The 20,632-nt window shown below is 39.8% G+C and carries 12 protein-coding genes and 1 tRNA gene; 7 read left to right on the forward strand and 6 right to left on the reverse strand.

Going from position 1 to position 20,632, the window contains the following annotated elements; translation table 11 throughout:
• Nucleotides 1-1,257 precede the first annotated feature (1,257 nt).
• Nucleotides 1,258-2,196, forward strand: coding sequence for a cytochrome c biogenesis CcdA family protein (locus BP549_RS05145; protein WP_292378692.1), 939 nt, complete (start codon nt 1,258-1,260; stop codon nt 2,194-2,196).
• Between the two features lie 364 nt (nt 2,197-2,560).
• Here the strand turns inward: BP549_RS05145 and BP549_RS05150 are convergent, their stop codons facing one another.
• The 3 genes from BP549_RS05150 to BP549_RS05160 all read right to left on the reverse strand — a co-directional run bounded on the left by BP549_RS05150 (nt 2,561) and on the right by BP549_RS05160 (nt 4,494).
• Nucleotides 2,561-3,055: a hypothetical protein gene (locus tag BP549_RS05150; protein ID WP_292378695.1), complete on the reverse strand. Its 495-nt coding sequence runs from the start codon at nt 3,053-3,055 to the stop codon at nt 2,561-2,563.
• A 451-nt stretch (nt 3,056-3,506) separates the two neighbouring features.
• Entirely contained in the window at nt 3,507-3,683 is a 177-nt protein-coding gene (locus BP549_RS05155; protein ID WP_292374458.1) for a hypothetical protein, read from the reverse strand.
• Between the two features lie 478 nt (nt 3,684-4,161).
• A complete protein-coding gene (locus BP549_RS05160) occupies nt 4,162-4,494 on the reverse strand; it encodes a hypothetical protein (protein ID WP_292378696.1) in 333 nt (110 codons plus the stop codon).
• 654 nt (nt 4,495-5,148) lie between these two features.
• Here BP549_RS05160 and BP549_RS05165 point away from each other — a divergent pair.
• The 3 genes from BP549_RS05165 (at nt 5,149) to BP549_RS05175 (ending at nt 7,930) form a co-directional block, all read left to right on the forward strand.
• Nucleotides 5,149-5,436 (forward strand): hypothetical protein, encoded by a 288-nt coding sequence (locus BP549_RS05165; protein ID WP_292374694.1) that lies wholly within the window; start codon nt 5,149-5,151, stop codon nt 5,434-5,436.
• 432 nt (nt 5,437-5,868) lie between these two features.
• Entirely contained in the window at nt 5,869-7,098 is a 1,230-nt protein-coding gene (locus BP549_RS05170; protein WP_292378698.1) for an acyltransferase family protein, read from the forward strand.
• 433 nt (nt 7,099-7,531) lie between these two features.
• Nucleotides 7,532-7,930 carry a hypothetical protein gene (locus BP549_RS05175; RefSeq protein ID WP_292378699.1) on the forward strand — a complete coding sequence of 133 codons (399 nt, stop codon included), beginning with the start codon at nt 7,532-7,534 and terminating at the stop codon, nt 7,928-7,930.
• 301 nt (nt 7,931-8,231) lie between these two features.
• On the opposite strand, the gene BP549_RS05180 is transcribed toward BP549_RS05175, so the two are convergent.
• A complete protein-coding gene (locus BP549_RS05180) occupies nt 8,232-10,847 on the reverse strand; it encodes a DUF3656 domain-containing U32 family peptidase (RefSeq protein WP_292378700.1) in 2,616 nt (871 codons plus the stop codon).
• Between the two features lie 862 nt (nt 10,848-11,709).
• On the opposite strand from BP549_RS05180, the gene BP549_RS05185 reads away from it, so the two are divergent.
• Together BP549_RS05185 and BP549_RS05190 are read left to right on the forward strand one after the other, a co-directional pair.
• Nucleotides 11,710-11,961, forward strand: coding sequence for a hypothetical protein (locus BP549_RS05185; protein WP_292378701.1), 252 nt, complete (start codon nt 11,710-11,712; stop codon nt 11,959-11,961).
• Nucleotides 11,955-13,424: an MATE family efflux transporter gene (locus BP549_RS05190; protein WP_292378702.1), complete on the forward strand. Its 1,470-nt coding sequence runs from the start codon at nt 11,955-11,957 to the stop codon at nt 13,422-13,424. The genes BP549_RS05185 and BP549_RS05190 overlap by 7 nt, the downstream gene beginning before the upstream one ends.
• Before the next feature lie 252 nt (nt 13,425-13,676).
• Here BP549_RS05190 and BP549_RS05195 read toward each other — a convergent pair whose 3' ends face one another.
• Entirely contained in the window at nt 13,677-14,417 is a 741-nt protein-coding gene (locus BP549_RS05195) for a hypothetical protein (RefSeq protein ID WP_292374445.1), read from the reverse strand.
• A gap of 310 nt (nt 14,418-14,727) precedes the next feature.
• Nucleotides 14,728-14,799 (reverse strand) — tRNA-Cys (locus BP549_RS05200).
• Between the two features lie 429 nt (nt 14,800-15,228).
• Here BP549_RS05200 and BP549_RS05205 point away from each other — a divergent pair.
• Entirely contained in the window at nt 15,229-20,181 is a 4,953-nt protein-coding gene (locus BP549_RS05205) for a papain-like cysteine protease family protein (protein WP_292378705.1), read from the forward strand.
• Nucleotides 20,182-20,632 lie beyond the last annotated feature (451 nt).

Consider the following 20,632-nt stretch of genomic DNA (forward strand, 5'->3'; position numbering starts at 1 on the left):
CATTTCATTAGTTTCTATAGAAATAGGAATTATCTCAGTGGATTCATAGTCCACATGAGGAATATCACCGTAGCTTTTGTAGTATAAACGTATGTCTACAAGAGTACAACGATTTGGAATTTCAACTTTAATCGTATTTGTTATTTTTTATCCGTAGTCACTTAAATGTATACTCCCTTTTTTCCCAGGAAAGCTTTAAACTTAAAGGACGAGGCTGTAACAAATCACTTTTAGGTTCAAGGCTGTATGTTTCGTTTATTACTGATTTGTTATGTTGATCAAACACTTCAATTGTCGTTTCATGACCTTTTATATCATGGTTATGTATTACGAAAAATGGCGCTGTTGATCCTGTGAATATAAAAGGAATGATTATGGGAAGAAATTTGTAAATAAGTAAAACCATCATTAAAAAAATCCTATAATGATAAATTCTTTCCTTGCATTAATAGTCAATTAAACCATCTCTGCAAATTTATATTTCTACTAAATGCTAGAAATGTTTCCAAAAATTAATAAACTTATATTATAAAAAAATGCTTACACAAGTATCAATATGCTTAACGAATCCTTTTACAAAATTGAATATTGCCTTCACTTTATATACAATTTTGCACCATATAAAAATCTTAAATCGAAAGTTTTATAAAAACAATTTTAAATTAAATTCTTCTTCCACTTTCTGTCACAAAAAAGTAAAAGCATTAAAGTAAATGAAAGATAAATAAAAAGCTCAATTAGCTAATAAAGCAAATTAGGGAGAAAGAAAAAACAGTTTTTTGTATTATTGACGGAAAATATGACTCAGAAAGACTTTATTCATTTATCAGATATAAAATAATTGCTAATTCAGTAATTACAGTAAAAAAGAGAAGAACTTTAATTATTTAGAAAATGAGCAAGTTTCAGAATTATTTTTCCTGACCTCGAGTTTAATTGATTATTCAAAGTATGGAATTCTGAAAATTAATTTTTAGTTTTTGGAATTAGTTCCACAATAAAACTAATATAGGTGTGTAAATTAAGGCCAAAAGTATCACATTAATTAGTAAAATCGAAAGAGATAATTGTTATTAGTACATAATTTTTCTTTATAAAAAGAGAAAATTAAAGAATAAAATTCCATCTGGACATAGGCTCTTTCCTTCTATAAGAAAAGACCTGACACCGTGTAAGAATCTAAATTTCACCAGATATTATGTATCCGTCGGTCCTGAAAATTTAAGATCTCTTTATAAATATAGTCTCGGAAAAGATATGAACAAGAGAAATGTGCATAAGCTGTTTGTAAACAAAGGAATTTTTGCGCTAGCCTGCATTTTTTTGTTGCTGAGCCCTGCATCCGTTGCTTCAGCCGCGGTATCTGGAGGTCGGGTGACAGGCTTTTCCTACGGAACATATATAAGTACGGCCAGGATTTTTCTGACGGAAACCCAGATGCCTTCTCATTTTCTTGCCGAGAATCTCTCGCTTTCGCTGACAGGAACCCGAGACGGGAAAAACAAACACCTTGAGAAAATCAGCCCCTTCTTACTCCTGGCAGCAGGTATTCTTGCGGGTTTTAATCCCTGCCTTCTTGCGGTAATGGCTTTTCTTGCTTCAGTCACCCTTGTGAAGCACGGAAGAAGAAAGGAAATGCTCAAAATCACGCTCGGGTTTTCGGCAGGAATCTTTACTATGTACATGCTTGCCGGAATGAGCATCCTTAGTATTGTTAATCTTCTACCTGAAATACAGGAAAGTTTTATAGAAGCTTCAATCCTGATTATTGCCCTTCTCGGCTTCTGGCATATTTTTGATGCCTACTGGCTAAAAAAGCATGCTAGATCTACTTTCAGGACTCCCGAACCCTTAAAAAACTTTATGGGCAAAATGGACCAAAGCAATCTTCTATTACTGTCTTTCCTTTCTGGAAGCATGTTTTCCCTGGTCAAAGCGCCCTGCGTAGGAGCGATCTACCTCTCACTCCTGAGCATTCTGGCAACAAAAACCGATATTTTAAGGGGAACAACATATATGGGCGTTTATAACCTTGGATTATTGCTTCCCGTAATAGCTCTTGGTCTTCTCCTTGCCTTCGGACTCAGTCCGAATAGAGTAACTGAATTCAGGGAAAGATGGAGAGTGGAAATAAGGTTGACAACAGGATTTATACTGATTTCTGTTGCTCTGCTCATGCAGCTTGGAATTCTCTAACCTCAAAAGTTGATTATTAAACACAATATTTATATTTTTGAAATATTTTTTATAAATTCTTCTTCTTCTTCTTCTTATTATTATTATTATTCAATCTTTTCAAGTAAAAAGAAAACAATGTTTTGCTAACTCATAAAGTATTTTTTTAACCTCAAAAATCATCCTGCTCAGGAAACTGATCGTTAGTCATTTGAACCATCTATAATGGAGAGAAACTGGCTCTCCATTATAGATGGTTATATTAATGTCGGAATCATAATCACACATCTTGGGCAGACTTGCATCAGATTCTCATATTTTGTGTCAAAGTCTACCTAAAACTCATGCTTAAAACCAAATAATAGATAAATTGACTGGTTGCGCTTTAAACCCTTACTCCATTATCGGTTATCGTAATATCGCAGGTTCCGACAAAAATGGTATCGTGCATATCCACACCGTTTATGCTTTTTCTGGGCATATCGTTTATTTCCACGGTACGATCAGTTATATGGATTTTCTTGTTTCCTACGTAAAAAGTTCCTGTCACTGCAATATACTGGTCTTCTGTAATTCTAGCATTGAATATAACAGTACCGTCCTCTTTTCTTATCAGTGTGAGGCCGTTTCCTTTCTCGATTTCTCCCTGTGCATCAAAGTTTTCATTGATCTGGATAAACTCGTTTTTATCTATTTTTGCTATGAGTTCGGAGTTCTCACCCCGGATCTCGGTTGACAGAATCAAGCTTTCATCGCAGTTTTCAAGAGTGAATAAAGGCGTTCTGTCTCCATTATTCCTATCAGGCTGATATGACAACCTATATACCGGATCTGCATACACATTCGATCCCAGAATTAACATATAATCATCACGAGTCATACGGTTTTCTCCTGTATATTTTTTAATGTGTGAGAATGTCTACAAATTGTTCTTTGTAACTATATAAAATCTACTTTATATATACAAACAATTATTTTTCAGTTAATAAATCCTTCTTAATGATACAAAAGCTTCCTAATATTTATACAAGACAGTTTTTTATATTTTCCTTTCTATAAAGAAGATTAAACTAACAGTGAAAAAGAAAGTATATTGCTAGATTACAGACTTGATCTTCCCTGCAAGATGTTCGTCATTAAGTTTCAAAGAGCTGACATTTTTGATTTCTCTATTCCTATCGGAAAATTTGGGGAGATTTTGTAGGTTGATGCAGGCAAAATAGGTACAAATAAAATTAAAAAGAGATTCGAAATCTAAGAGAAAGCTAAAAAGCCAGTTCTTAATAAGTGAACAGTATCTCTTATCTGGTTTCTATATAACCCTTGAATAATCAGGTTTTGCCTGTTCCATCACAGTTGATGCAGTTATTAGCTCCATTTCCCAAGCAAAATAAACATTCTTCCCACTCCATTTCTCCTTCAACTTCTTTCCATTTCCCACCTTCGCCGTCACAATTCAAACACCTGTCTCTGCCACTACCGCCACAATTACGGCATATATCATTCATAATTGCACCCCCAAACTTTTTGCGTAAGTATTAGTGTATGATAAAATACACCTTAATTTGACTGGCAAGCCAGACACGTTAATAAACAGTTAAACTTTATCTCTACGGATTCTAATTTCTGCGTAAGCGTTGAAAAACTGTGATTATTTTTATAATAGATGCTCTATACTAAAACAGTTTTGAAACAATGTTTCTAATACCAGATTTCAAGTTCACACGATACTATTAAGTAAATCTATTACTTCATGAAAATCTATTGTTCCAGATTTCTTTGGAGACAAAAAATTACATTACTTTTAGAAAATGGTCCTTTCTATAGGAATTTACTATAACATTAAGTGCAAATCCATAACTTACGTAGCTTAATTAAAATTAAATCGAGTCAGGCGTGTAGAGCTAATAGACATACAGTCCGACAGGTCAGGAGAATCAAAGGTTCCAGCAGGATTAATTGAACTATCGGTACTTTAAGTTTAATTCAGCAAAACTGTGCCCAGTATCTGTGTGCTTTGACGTAACCTCCCCAGAGTACGAAATCATTCAATTCTTCAAAATCTACTTCTACTGAGTTTAAATATATCTTATTCTGAAAAGCTGAAAAATCCATCTCGTACTTTTTCTTCATCTCGGTTATTTTTTTGTCGTAATAATAGGTTTTTTGTTCAGCTTTGTTGTGCACAAACCCATGTAAAGCTTTTTGTTCTTCCTTGTATAATGCGATTTTAGCCCTACTATCTATAGACTCAAGGAGTTTTCCAGGCACTTTTACATGCTGATTGTATTCAACTATGTCTCCCACATTACCACCCATTCTTATTCTGTCCCTTCGGCTTTAAATTTATTTGTATACTTTCCAACTTTTTTAAGTGAAGCTTTCAGAAATTTAACAAATATAAATATAGATATCTGGAAATATCCCTTATTTTTACCAAACATCCACATATTTCATATACTGTTACATATTAAATTTATGTCTTTAAAAATTTATAAAGTTTATGGAGTAAATTGGAGGTAATTGGAAATCTGACACTTGGTTTAAATCAAGTAACGATATATTAATGACTAGAAACATCTCGTGATTCAGTATAAGAGAATGAATAATGTTAGCTCACGAGTAAAATCTACCAAAACAGGAATTGAAATTAATCTCTAAGATAAAATGTAGTCGGTAAGTATTCTTTTTATCTCAAATAAAGTCTAATTGGAAAGCTAAAATCCTTAATGAGAGATTACAATGCTAAATTTGAATTTTTATTTCAGTAACTTTAATAATAATCAAAATTTAAAGAGATAAAACTTATATCATTGTGGCTTATTGCTGTTATAGATGCTGTTGTAAATCCTATTATTATTAATAAAAACAATTATTATATACTTGAAATGGAGCAGTATCAAAAGCGAAACCCTATTCATGAAGTTGAAAAATTAAATCCTATAACTAAATTTATTAAAAAATGTGATCCCTATGCCTAGAAAATATGCTAACAAAACAACCCACTTTATTCTCCATGACGATGGTACATTCGATGTTTATATGAATAAAAAGTTCAAAGAATGTGGACTTTATGAGGAAACCCTAGATACTGTAATATTAAACTACTTCAAACACTCCTCGATATTCCAAAAGGAGGAAGGATGCTTAATTTCTGAAAATTGCAGAATTTGGATAGAGGACAGAATAATTAATGTGCCAGGTGGCATCCTAAATAACGGAGTGTTCATAGCTAATTGTGATGACGAGGTACTATCCTAAAAGATTGAAGTTTGTGCCATTGAGTGAAAACTGACGGAAATTATTTGGATTCGAAGGAATCCATTTCTCGGAATTTTTTGTCTAACTAGAACAAGAGAAACTTTCTATATAATCTCATATTTTTCTATTTTATATATCGCACATTTCAATTAGTAAACTCTAATTTGGAATTAAGTAATGAAACTCAGTATATACATTAAATATTATTCTCAGTCCTCATTCTGATTCAAAATCCAGATCCATTAAATCAAGAATTGGAACAAATGGAAAGACTTATTTTATCTGTAGCTATCATTATCTTTCGATGGATTCTGCGACTGCGATGGTAGATCTTTTGTGATTAAGCTGGAGTTGAACCTTATTTATTACACGTGGCCTTATTATGGGAGTATTATAAAGACTGTTTAAATAAATCCTCTTTGAGCAATAAGTATGACCGACAAGATCAACTATCTTGATGGACTACGCGGTATAGCTGCGATTAATGTTATGATAATGCACTTCTTCATCTTATTAGTCCCGGCAATAATCTATAGTGATCGGATGCCCTCACATTTTGGGGGCCTTGAACAGCTTTTTTCGAGTACACCCCTGGGATTAATTGGAGCCGGGAACTTTTCGGTCTGCATCTTCTTTGTTCTCAGTGGCTACGTATTAACCTATAAATATTTTAGAACGAAGGACAAAAAAATAATTATAAGCGGTGCTGTACGTCGATATATAAGATTGTTTGTTCCTGTATTCGCAGCGATTATTTTAGCATTCTTATTAGCATCAACCGGAGTATTTCATTATTATATTGAAACTGTAATGATTTCCGGAAATAATAATTATGCCAACTACTGGACCTTTACACCAGACATTGTCGACGCGGTTAAGCAGGCGATTTGGGGATCGTTTTTTGCAGGTGAAGATACCTATAATCCGGTTTTGTGGACAATGACAATAGAATTTTATGGGTCGATGCTTGTTTTCGCAATGGCCTTACTGTTCGGAGTACAACGTACCCGCTGGACATTCTACCTTGCAGCAGCCGTGCTTTTCTTCAATTCCTACTATTTTGCCTTTGTAATTGGAATGGTACTCGCCGACACTTTCAACAGTAAGACGTCGGTGTTTAAAACAGATAATAAAATAATATTGTCTATTCTACTGATTTCAGGGTTGTTTCTCGGATCATATCCTGTAGGCACTGTGACAAACGATTCGCTATATGGTTTCCTCAATAACGGCCTCTTCCAAACACCAAAGCTGACCTATCATATTCTGGGCGCCGGCATGATAATGTATGTTTTATTGAACAGCCGATGGCTACAAAACATTTTTTCTTCCTCAGTGCCGGTATTTCTCGGAAAAATATCTTACTCTCTGTATCTGATACATTTTCTAGTAATAAGCAGCTTCACCTGCGCACTGTTCCTCTTCCTTCATTCAGTATTTCAATATGGGACAGCTGTTTTAATTTCATGTTTCTTGTCTGTATTATTAATCATACCCTTGAGCTACCTGTTTTACAAGTATGTTGACATGGTGGGTGTAAGAATATCTAAGATCTTTTACAATCGGATGGTCGATCCGTTCATATCCAGCGGTACAAGGTATATAAAGCAAAAAACTATATCAAGCGCGATTTTTACAATATATGATAAATTACTCAAATAATTATTTTATTTTTCTTATATAATTACCTTAAATTATTTTTATTCAAATTAAATTGCTGATATTTCAAAATCATATATTGCTTTTTGATGGAATACCACGTGCTTATTAGCATGAGATTTACAAGGTTAATTTAAATCAGTAGTGAAGCAATAAACTATCTGTGCATACTAATTTTAGTAAGTTTTACTGTACTTGCCCTTAACATTTGACATTATGTATAATAAAAATATTAAATAAAAATTCTGTCAAAAGTATCATATATAAGGACTTTGATATCACATTTAGTAAGTATAGCAAATACTTGACATATTTCTCGGGGTTTATTTTTTGAAATCTTCCTTCTAACACGTGCAAATTTCTCGAGAAAAATTAGAAATTAGAAAGCATGGTGAGTATGAAAATATAATAGGGAAAAGAATTTGAGGTGTAAAATATGTTAAAAAATCGGCTTATAATAGCAGGTTTAATGATATGTTTAATCCTGGCAGCGGTTCCATCGGTCTTGAGTGCTGCATCTTCTCAAGATAAGGGAGTGGCTCTGGGCTCAGGCGGTCAGCAGTCAACAGCTCCAGCCACATTGGGAAAATCAATGTCCACAACAGCTGTGACCAGCAACGTAGCAACAGAGTACTGGCTTGAACTGAAGGCATATCCTGCCTCCAACGCGAGAGCTCTTTGGCTCTATGTAGGTAATGACTGGAGATATTTATCCAACCCATCCAGCAATATTGAAACTTCTGTACAAAATGCATTTGCTAACCCTGACGAATTCCAGGTTAAGGTCTGGTACTCTGGACAGAAGATTGTCGGATTAGTAGTCATGACTAAATAATTGTAAGCAAGGATAGATTTTTAAGTTGCATTAAAAACAGATGCGTAAAATCCGTTTGCAGATTATAGCCTTTCTAATTTTAGGGCTTAAGTAGTTGCTGGCTTTGCAGGCAACTTTTAATTTTTTTAAATTTTAACACGGAGGATTTTTGGGTTTTTATAAATAGAGTAAGAGGGTTTCTTGTAATTTTTTCAGCAGATAACTTGTTTTTCTTGATATTTTCCTGAATGCGATTTTGCTGTCTTATTCCTCTTATTCCACATATCAAGGGGTAATCGTTTTTTATTTAAAGGAGTTTCACTTAAACTCCCTTAAAATAATGCCCTGTAGTATACTCAACCCCTCTTGCAGGCTTCAGCCTGGTTTCTTTTCCTGCAAGAGCTTCTTTGTATGCCTTTATGATCTCTTTTATCTCGATCTGATTATTGAAGGAAAGATCAAGTCGAAGCACATCCACACCGTAATCTTTCAGGTTTTTAACATATTTCAGCATATCAAGCACTTTTGAATTGTAAATAAGGGTCCGGGTCCCCAGACGCTCTACCGGAAACTCGGAATCTTCCTGGTCAATGAGAAGTACCTCGCTGTCCTTTCTTACAATTCTTCTGTCAATAAGGGGCTTTAAAAGATCATTTTCCGTAATGAGCATAAGTTCTCTACCGTAAACGAAAATTTCGGTCTGTCCTGAGCTCTTGCAGGTTTGGATTGCCTCACAGATGTTTTTTATCTCACTTAGGTTCAGTTCACTTGAAAGGGTTGCTCGATACGCTCCTGCCTGATAGAGAGTACTGGCTGTAAAAGCGTTGAAAATATTGAACTCCTTTCCTGCGGCAAAAGGTATGGAAAGCTCTTTTGCAAGCTGTACGACCCCAAAATCGGAACAGGCTATCCCGAAGCCTGCGGTTTTTACTTTTTCCAGCAGGGGTTTGAGTTTATCCAGTTCATGATCATGATTTATCAGGGGAACCCTGAAAACGAGTTCAACCTTTTCGGCTTTCAAATCTTCAAGTTTTTCCGTATTTTCAGGCGCGGTCAGCTCTTCAAACTTTGAAACCGGAACATAAATTATATCTGCGCCGGCAAATGCAGCCTCAAAGAGAGAGGAACTTTCATTTACTTCAACGCTAAGAAGTAGCCGTTTTGAAGATGAGTTTCTGCCCCTGGTCTCAATGGGAGCCTCACTGAGGGTCTTATTGAATGTCTCACTGACGGCCGGAGCATGCTCAATTTCATCAATCGCTTTGCTGCTGCGGCTTTCAGAATTGCACAGGCAATTGAAATCTGCAAGATCCGGGTGTTTTTGCTCTTTCTTATCTCCAATGAGGATTTTTTCCAGCAGGAGGTCTGCAGCCTTTCTCCTTGCGTTCTTCAGCACACCGACCGGAATGAAAATGTTTTCATCCGCTTCAATTTCGACAGAACTAGCCTCAAAAGAGGTGTCTCCAAGGCTTTCCATTGCTTTTCTTATCTGCCCAACCGTGGTAGGGTTTTTCTCGGCTTCCTGGACAATGTAATCATCCGTGAATTCCGCAGTAGCCTTCTCCCTACTTTTCCCGGAGTCTCTGAGCTTTTTACTTTCTTCTTCAATTATAACCGAAAACTGCTCTCCTTTTCTGGCTCTTACTTTCAGGCTTACAGGAAGCGTTTTCAGTTTTGTTTTTTGAAGAGTATCGAGGAGCCTCGTGTCTGTTGTGAGATAAAGCTCGTCGCCTCTCTGGACTGCTCTTCCGGTCTTCGAGCTGATTTCAAGCCCTACTTTTTCACCTTTTTTTGCATTTTTTATATGATCGCCTGAAATCGTGATTATGCCTGTAACTGCTGAGCCAAGCATTCTCTCTCGCGTGAAAATACTTATACCGTCTTTTACCTGGATGTCTTCATTCAGCCGAACTGTAAGTTTCGTATTCCCTTTTGAGCGAGAGATGTCAAGGACTTTTCCAAGGAATGCCCCGTAGTTTGAGCTGTATTTGGGATGGGATACGCCTTTTTCTCCGAGTATGAAACCTCTTGTAAAACCCCTGTAAAATAGTTTTGCAAGCTCGGCTTCCCTTGCTTTAAGTTCCTCTTTTGTCGTGTTCTCTCCCAGGCCGCAGATGCCTTCTACTGCAGCTTTATAGGCAGCGGCACTTGCAGTAATGTACTCGGGCTTTTTCATCCGGCCTTCAATTTTAAGGCTTACAACCCCGGTTTTTATGATTTCCTCAAGCCCTGTGAGAGTGGAAAGTTCGGCACAGCTTATGGGATAACTGCCACCGATATGCCTATCGTCAACCTCCCTGCCATTTACCACGAATCTGTACCGGCGTCGACAGGGTTGGGCACAGGCTCCCCGGTTTGCGCTTCTGCCATGCAGGAAACTGCTGAAAAGACATTTGCCAGAATAGGAGTAGCAAAGGGCCCCATGGACGAAAACCTCAATTTCCGCGTTTGAGTGATCCACGATATCTTTTACCTCAGCCGCGGTAAGTTCCCTTGAGACTATAACTCTTTTTGCTCCCAGGCCTGATAAAAAATCGACTCCTCCTTTATTATGGATAGTCATCTGGGTGCTTGCGTGAAGCTCCAGGTCCGGATAGATCTCCTTTAAAAGCTTGAGGAGCCCCAAATCCTGAAAAATAACCGCATCAATTCCGGCTGCATATGAACAATCTACTATCTCAAGCGCGTGCTGCAGCTCTTTTTGCTTGATCGGAATATTGAGAGCCAAGTAAACTAAAACTCCATGCGAGTGGGCCAGTTTCACGGCTGCATCAAGGTTATCAAGAGTGAAATTCTTTGCACCCTGGCGGGCATTAAATTCGCCGACTCCAAGATATACAGCATCAGCTCCCCCTCGAATTGCAGCAAGCAGGGCCTCTTCGTCACCTACGGGAGCCAGGACTTCAGGTGAAGTACAGGTAATATTTTTAGTAGACATTTTAGATCAGTTTCTTCTTTCCGGTGGCCGGAAGGTTTTTACAAGTTTCAAGATAAGGCTATGGAAATAATTTACATGAAAAGCTTAGCGGCTTGCTATGAAAATATAAGTATTGGTAATAATTATTAATTTAATAATTATAAAATTAATTATTAAGGTAGTCATTATCGGAAATAAGTTCAGTTCAATTTAAAACGGAAAGGTGTTTCTCACATAAAAAATGGATGGGTAAGCCCTTGATCTTTTTATTGTATAGAATACTTGTTGTAAATCCAAAAATTTTAAACTTGCTATTATAGTAAGATGATTTTTTTTTAATCGATAGATGTTCAATTTCAGGCTTATTTCTGAGTATTTGTAAATTTAATAGCCCGTGAGCAAATTTAATGTTTTTCCAGAGTTTTTACCTGAAGCTGAACCATTTTATTCACGTTTTTAGCTTTAGATCTATCAATTAATGTTTTTGCATAAAATAGGGCTAGTTTATCTACTTAGGTGTTTTTAAGACCCTCAATAATATAACCTGTTAAATTAAGAAAGAGTGAAAATCTATATATGCACATAAATATTCTTCCATTACATAATATTAGCTGTAATAATTAGCTGTAATCAGATAACTATCTGAATCTGGTTTTACTTGCTTTGTTGCTGGTTGGACAGGATTCTTGGTTCGTTTGAATCCTCTTTTTCCCTTAGTAAACGGTGAAGCTTCGTAAAACGAATGAATGCTGCAGGAATGCACGCAAATTAACCCACAGATTATATGCAGTTACCAGTTCGGCATAGACAGACTAATTAATTTTGCAACAAGGCAACTATAATTAAATCTGCGTATTTTCAGAAGCTTCATCCAGGATGAGTTATGACCCCACTTAAACTATTTGAGAGGATCAAATCTTACTACCTCGATCCCTCAAGAATAGGTGAAATCTTAAGAAGATACAGATATTTACAGAAACACAATACAACTTACCTCTCTTTGAATAGGTTCTTCCACCTGGCAAGAGCAAAAATAGTCCCGGAGTTTCAAAATCAGGCCTCTAAAAAGCTGGTCTCTGAAAAGCTGGTCTCTGAAAAGCTGGCTTTAATACGTAAGGAGGGCCTGGAATGGTAAGTAACGAAGAGATGAGGTCCGGGAATATAGTGAATCTATTCTTGAAATTTGTATTCCCGACTGTCGTTGGAGTTGTTATTGCCGGAATTCAGGGAATCATTGACGGCTTCTTTATAGGAAATGCTATAGGAAGCCAGGGGCTTGCAGCAGTCACTCTTGCCTATCCTGTTTATATGGTCATTATTGCCATGGGAGTAATTATCGGGATCGGTGCATCAAGTCTTGCGGCCCTGCAACTTGGAGAGGGGAATTTCAGGAGAGCCCTGGATATAGTACACAATGCTTTTTACCTCTGTCTTCTTACAGGAGCAGTTCTTACCGTAGCCGGGCTGGTTTTTTGTGAGACTTCGATCAGCATCCTTGGAGCCAGTGGGCCTGCTCTCGATTTTGCCCATGATTATCTGAGGATTATCTTAATTGGCTCAGTCTTTATGATCCTTTCAGTTGCTCTTGAACCTCTGGTCAGGAACGACGGGAAACCCAGGCTTTGTATGAACATCATGATTGCAGGGGTAATTGTAAATCTTGTGCTTGATTACCTTTTCGTCATGCATATGGACATGGGAATGATGGGTGCCGCTCTTGCCACAATAATTGCCTTTGCTCTCCCGGCAGTGCTGTTTATGCGTTATCTTTTCGGCAGCGAGGCAAAATTGAAACTCCGGATTAAAGCTATGAAATTCAAACTCGAGGCCCAGATCCAGATCCTCAGAGCCGGCTTTCCGTCTTTCGTGATGCAGTTATCATTGGCTCTCGTGCTCTTTGCACACAATTACATGCTACTTGGGTATGGTTCCGAACTTGCGGTCTCAGCCTATGGCATTATAGGATATGTCGTTTCAATATTCTCAATGCTTTTCGAGGGAATGGCTCTGGGAGTGCAGCCGATTATAAGTTTCAATTACGGAGCTGGCTATTATAAAAGAGTTTCAAAAACCCTGAAACTGACACTACTTTCGTGCATCCTTACCGGAGCTTTCGGATTTGTGCTAATCAACCTCTTTCCGGAAAAAGTGGTGCAGATCTTCAGCCAGGGAGACTCCGAACTTATGGCGATTACCCTACGAGGAATGAAGATAATTATGTTCTCTTTGCTCGTTGAAGGAATCGTACTCCTTACTGCTATCTATTACCAGTCAATAAATAGGGTCAGAGAATCACTCTTTATCTCCCTCGGGAAGATTTTTGTCGTTCTCTTTCCTCTGCTCTTTATCCTGCCTGCTTTCTTCGGGCTGGATGGAGTCTGGGCTGCATCTCCGGCTACGGAATATATCATGGCGATAGTAGCTCTAGCAATGCTTTCGAAGGAATTCAAATTCCTCAGGCATGGTGTAAAGGCGAAATCTAAGCACTCAGCTGGTACAAAAAGGGCATTGCCTGTAGTTATAAACAGTGGAAAAGCCAAAGTTGGAGAAAGCCTTAGATTTGTTACTTTTAGGCTTCCAGAAAAAGATATCTCATGAGAGAACAATCCCTGAAATACAGTTTTTAAGGCTTTAAACAGGAGCAAGAAAGCTCCTCCATTCTACCGTAAAAACTGTATTTCAGATGAACATGTGAGTTCATATTATTATCTCATTTTTTGGTATTTCTGGGTTTGAGCATGAATATTTACAACGGTTTAATCCATACTATTTTAACCTGTTATCATTCTCCTGTTACTATTCTCAAAATAATATAAAATAATATCTTAGACTGGAGATAGCTTGAGGTTATTAAACAAATTTGAATCTTCTATTTAGTCTGATTTCACGGTAGCCGCAGTTTCTGCATTTAAAATACCTTATTTTCTTTCTGAAAACGTAATTTAAAACGTCAACACTTCTGTATTCTTCGATTGCATGCTCTTTCCCACATTCTTCGCAGGTATCTTCATTTAAATTGTCCTGTTTTTTCTCGCGATGGTGATCTATGGGTTGAGGTTCGACTTTTACATCTTCATGCCCGCAGTTTATGCAATGCCAATAGTTTGTTAGGGTTTTTGTATATGTGTCGATTTTGCTTTCTTCTTTTACGAGAGGAGCCTGAAATTCCTCAAAAACGAAATGCTTCCTGCATTTTTCGCAGTATGAGTCCGTACAATAATTCACAATGGCCCTGTAATAACCAAACATATATAGGAAAGCAACCTCTGACACAATCGTTAAAAATTTTCCGGCTGATAGAAAGCCTTCGGATTTTATGGAGAAAAAAGTAGGAGAAAGCATCAAAAGTAGGAATAGTAATATTGAAAGGAGAAGTAGTTTTGAGAATAATCTGGCCCTTTTTTGAATTTTTTCTACTCCAAGTTTATTTGCCAGATTAACAGCCTCTTCCCTGCTTTCAGGACTATATCTGGGATTTAGTCTCTGGGTCATTTCCACGATGTCATTTTCAGGGTCTATTTTGTAATTGATGCCTTTATAGAAAGCCTGATATGAACCTGATGGAAACCTTATGCGTTTGTCTTTTGTCAATAGATCAGCGGCCCGTATCTGGTTGGATTAGCTGTTATTCATGACTATTTTTTATATATCTCAGGGCATAATAAATGTTTTTCCCGCAGAGTTGTGACTCTGCCGCCCGACTCTTATTTCGGGATGACGGTCCGAATTCTGCTTCGACAACATGCTGTCCGCTTTGCTACTTCATTCGTTCAAGCGGACTACAATATAAAAAATAAAATGTAGAAAATAAAAAGATATCAATGAAGACGTAAAAAGTTAACGATACCAAAAAACAAAAGTCATTCACAGGAATGAAAATGTTATTTTTAAAAATTAGAGAAGCCAAGGTCCGGATTTGAACCAGGACTGAATCGCTCTGCTGGCGATTGCGTGACCGCTCCGCCACCTTGGCAGTCTGCACAACCTAATACAGTATACGAATATATATATTTTTTGACTGATAGTATATCGTTACTCACACAGTGCCACTTACAAAATCGTTTTTTCTATGAACTTTCAACTTTATTCTTGAAGTAATCCCCTGAGAGAAAGGGTATAATGGCTTTAAATCCCGAGAAAACCCATTTAATTTTTAATTTCTATTTTGAGTGTAATGGAAATATAAGAAAAATAATAAAAATTCTTTTAAATTTATTTCACAAGTATTTTATATTCAGATATGTGTTTTTATAATTTATTTGCCGTTGGAGGTACTTGGAGGTCTGAAGGGGTTAGTTACAAGGATTGTGCTTCCTGACTATGATAGTAAACGTGAGTAGCTCCAGGGTAAAAATAACAAAGACCTGTTTAAGAGACTTGAGACACTGGAGAAGGATCAAGTATGAATAGAGTCAGCATCAACGGTTTTTTGAAACCCACTGATAACGGACCCATCACTGACGAGTATCTGGGCCATTTTTTGAAGGTCAGCTACATTCAGGAAATTAGCGGTAATTCGATTTACAGTAGGGATCGCATTGATGTCGAACGAAACGGAGCCTTCCGTTTTTTCTTACCCAATCAGGATCTACTAGGCGGGAAATCAATCACGATCGCGGCGTTTGCACCGGATGGTGAGCAATTGGGCACTCAGAACTACAGTTTTGGAAGTCTGAATGCAGCTATTTTATCAGAAAATGTAGAAGATGACACACAACCCCTGATCCTGCACGTGGACCCCAAGGTTATTCAATTCAATGAATCAAGCCCGGTTCTGAATGCCTATCGAAAGGTTGCGGGCAAAGTCATTGATATTTCTGGGGAGAAGAAAGTTGCCGGCATTCAGATCGTCATCATGGCAAGTGATGATCCGAATGCTGCCGTGGATAGCCAAAGCTATCGCCCGATCTTCTCTGCACAGACAGATCGTGGGGGCTATTTCTTCGGGCGGGTGGATAATAAGAAGACTCATGAAGGAGCCTACGGACTTATTGCCGGACTCGAGGGTACACCCATCCCGATAACCCTCGACAACAAGAAAATCCCCAAAGATATCATCCTGGTCGCTGATCTGTCTGGCTTACCCAGTGAGGTACTGTCCAGCAGCGGAACTCCTAATCTACCGGATGCGGAAGATCTGGTTAGCAGCCCCTCATTTTCCCAGGATCTGGGAGGGAGATGTGTCGATTTTACGATCCCGAACCGCACCCTGGAAGAATTCAGCTTTTACCATACTGTTAGGACCACGGAACCTGAGATCAAAGGCCTTACTATTACGGCTAAAGAAAGCAAATACATAAAAGATGAACTGCTGGCCATCTCCGACGAGCTCTTCACAATTTTCGGCAGACTCAACAATTCATTCAATACTTTATCCGTCATTCCTTACACAGTGGATGAAGAAAAAACGACAGCTGAAATGGATAATGCGGTGCGGATAAAAAGCACGCAAACCTCTGCTCCGGCCTCGCCGGTTTACTACCTGAAAGTGCCTTCAGGAACCACGCAGCTCAAATTAAGCACACAAGATCTGCTGCAGGTGAGTCCAGGAACCAACTTCAGCCTTTTGGTCAAAATACTGTCCGAGCAGGCGCGCCGAAAGGCGAAGTTGCAGGAATTACATCAACAACTTGCCGCGGCCTACTGTGGTAAATACGGGGTTCAGGAAGCTAAGACCTACTGCGAGGCCTTGACATCCAAGAATGCTTTGAATTACGCTACCCTGGAATCTATCCTTGGACACATCCAGAAGTATGCAAAGTTTGTTGAACCTAATAGCAAACTGGCCATACAGTTTGAAGAATTCGTTTCTGATATTAGTGAACTAATGCAGCAACCCTTTGCGGATTCCGGGCTCATTGCCGTCATGAAAACCCGTGGGGTAAAGCTGATCCAGGATGTAGACACGACCACAAATGAATCTCAGGATCAAGAAGAACTGCTTGGATATCTGCGACGTTTGGTGACCGAACTGGCACAGGTGAGCGAAAAAGGTGCATACAATTTCGAACCCTGCCCATCCACTGTGAAAAAGAAAACAATGGGTATTCGATGCTTGATACATCAGTTTGAAGACACGAAGGAAGTGCTGCGCAATAAAGCCATCTTCTCGCTCGGTGAGATCCTGATGATTCGCGCCAACTACGATGTATTTATTACTAGCATCGCGGCATTTCTCAATCTGCTGGAGCAGTTCCACAGTTTCTATACCTCAAGCACGGCCTTCATGATCTCTTTAGAAGATAATTACTTTATCGAGAACTACAACCCCATCAAAAGTTCGTTGAACAGACTGAAAAGGCAGATCTACACCGCCATCAATAAAATCGAGGATATTGAGCGCGCCTACATCTCCAACCATCCCGGTCGTAAGGAACTGACAGTCGAGAATAGTATAGACTGGGATGAAACTCCCACGATTTATGAAAATACCACGATTGCGCACGGCCATATCCTGCACTTCAAGCAAAAATGGAAGGCTGATGGGTATTCGCTCGGGGATTTACTCTATAGCTTGCCGCTGGCGCCCTGCCAGGAAAAGCAGATAGCGATTATCGACTGGGATCGTGAAGAACGCTCCGCCCGAAGCGAGAGCCAAACAATCACAGAGGCCTTAGTGGCCGATATTTCACACGACCGGGATATCAGTGAAATAATCAGTTCATCTTTCCGGGAGAGTATCAATGCCAGTTCAACCAATAAGACAGGTTCCACCAGCGGCGGTATCGGTGGCGCCTTTGGGTTCATAGGCAACTCATTAGGCCTCGGCATTGCTGGAGGTGTTTCCCATTCAGGTGCCTCATCCAGTTCTACTGCTACGCAAAACTCATCTCGGGATCTGGCAGGCAGTACATTGAACCGGCTGCAGGATAGTATCGCTCAGTCGGCCTCATCGCTCAGGAACCAGCGGAGTACGGTTATACAGACCGTCGGGCAAACCGAGAACATGACGGTACAGACCGAGGTGATTAAAAACAATAACCATTGTCATGCCATGACTGTGGAGTATTTCGAGGTGCTGAAGCATTATGCGATCGAAACGGAACTTGTGGACGTCCAGGAGTGCCTGTTTGTCCCACTGCCGATGAGCCTCTTCGATCATCAAAAGATACTTCGCTGGCGGAACACTCTACGCCGGGCTGTTTATGGCCAAAAACTGATCAGAGGCTTTGATGCTATAGGACGGATCGCCAATAATTACGCCGATTCTGACCTACCTATCGGCAGCTACGCGGATGAAGTGATTGAGGATTTTAGCGGCAATTTCTCAATCTCGTTCGAACTCAAACGCCCTTATAAAAGTGCAATCGACGAAATGAAAAAAACCGAAACATACGACCTTAACGTGCCGTTCCCGTGGTTTTTCGGCTCGATGGAATTTACGCTGGAGCGTGAAGTCCCGCTGACTGAAGCCGAAAAGGATGCCGTTTTCGAAACACAATACGCCCCGGAAATCGTCCGCACTTTTATCGATAATATCGAGATTGATGCCATCGCAGAGGATGGTACTGAAAGACCATTGAAGCTGGACTTTACCTTACTCTCGAATTACAATCGTGGAGTTCCTCTGGAAGTGAAACTCGCTAGTCAAGTGACACAGAATATCACCCGGCGCCAAATAAAGCATCTGCGTTTTCGCGCCAATACAACCGTAGACGCTTCTTCCAAGATCATATTACGGTCGGTCTATCTCTATTACCGAACCAAACATTTGAACGAATCCATTGTCAGGAACAGTCGGGTTAACAATGATATAATCAATAAGGTAGAGGTGCGAATCGGACTCAGTACGCCACCCTTTTTTGAGACTCAGAGAAAGACCGATGCGGCATTGATGTATACGCCACTTTCCGACAAAGAGCTGAGGGATCCGAGAAAGGAGGACCGCGAAGCTGCCGCCGCTTTGGTCAGTTTTTTGAACGAGCACTTGGAAATGGCCCATAAGGTGATCTGGTACAGCATGGATGCCAGCCGGTTGTTCGGTCTGCTGGATGGCTACATTGCACCAAATTCGGGTGGCAAGAGCGTCGCTAGTGTTGTCGAGAACAAAATATTGGGTATTGTCGGGAATAATCTTGTGCTTAAGGTCGTGCCTGGCGAGCGTCTTGATCCCGTATTCAAGGGCGTCGAAGACCTGTTGGCCTACTATCAACCAACCACGAAGCCGGACCCGTTCCGGATCAGTGTCCCGACTAAAGGCGTCTATGCGGAATCCGTAATGGGTAAATGCAACAGCTGCGAAGAAATCGATGATTCCCGACACTGGCGCTTTTCCGAAGTCCCTTGTGATGCCAAAGCCACAATCATCGACCCGATTTCCACCAGTACCCGACGCTCTGATGTGGGCAATCTGCAGGTCAAGGATCTACCATCAAGTATCATCGCTATGCAGACGGCACCTGCTTCACCCGATCCTACCGGCCTAGGTGCAGCACTTAATCTCCTTGGCAAGAGCGATGTCTTTAAGGATATGACCGGCTTGACTGGCACCCAGGCCAATGCACTGAAAGCTCTAGAGACCACGTCCCAAAGCGTGACCGATCTTGTAGGTATGGCTGCCGATCTCAAGAAGCAGGATGCTATGAAGAAAGATATCGGTAAGACACTGAAAACCATTCAGGAAGCTGAAAGCAGCAAGCAGATTTCCAGAGACCAGGCCAACAAGCTTGCTTACAGTGCCTTGAGCTCTATGGTGGGTGAACCGACTGCGAAACCGACAACCCTGACCCAGGAGAAGGAAGTTCAGGATCTGATCAAGTCCCAGTCGCAGCAAAAAGCACCGAATATCAAGATCAGCCGTGGGACGGAATTGGTCGAGGTTAACGAGCCCAAAACCGGCGGTACCGGAACCTATTTTAATTACACTGTTCCTGGGATCGTGCCGATCATTGCGCAGCCCTCGAGTATGACCTGCTGGGCCACGGTTGCGACCATGATGATTTCCTGGAAGGATAAAAAGTCATATACTATTGAGGCTGCAATGGATAAAGCAGGTGCGAAATACCGGGCCATGTTCGATGCTAACCAGGGACTACCCGCAGAGGAGCATGGAGACTTTGCTAAAGCATGTAAAATGACTGGTGAGCCGCCCATGTGCTACACTGTAAACGGCATGCGGGAATTGCTTGAGCTTCATGGACCTCTTATCGTGATCGCCGATGAAGCTCCAGGTGACCTCTGGGCCATTCACGCACGTGTAGTTCGTGGCATATATGGAGACGGCACAGTCGATGGCACCTCCCTGCGGATTAACGATCCTGCGGGCGGTCGTCAGTATACTGAGTCCTTCCGTGCCTTCTCCCAGAAGTATGAAGAAGTGGCAGATGCCCCGCGTTTGCAAGTTATGCACTTCTAATCCACCTTGACATTTGCCCTTGACATCTGCCTTTGACATGGTGGCTGTAAAGTCATTATACCAAGGGCATTCATTTTTCTTAGAAATCTCCATAATCTTTTTTTCACGCTGTCTAAAAGAGATTGTAGGACAGCCTGTTTAGGAAAGAGTGACCGCACACAATTGATTTTTTTTGGTGGCAATCCCTTAGATTAGCGAATTTAGCTAAGCTGAAGCAACGCCATTAGCCATCTTAAATGGAGCTTGTCACGCTCGGCGCAGGAGAGTTGCCTTTCAGAAAAGAAAGTCAGCAACAAATCAGAAGAATACATGAACCTTCTTCTTTTTGAACCAAGTCCTGTCAGAAAATCACAAGTTTTGGTAAGATATTTCTCTAGTAAGAACCCAATAAAATAACATTAAATGCTAAAAATATTATACATGATAGATACATGATACAACTTGCGTTCCT

The sequence above is a fragment of the Methanosarcina sp. UBA289 genome, from assembly GCA_002496565.1.
Taxonomy (GTDB): domain Archaea; phylum Halobacteriota; class Methanosarcinia; order Methanosarcinales; family Methanosarcinaceae; genus Methanosarcina.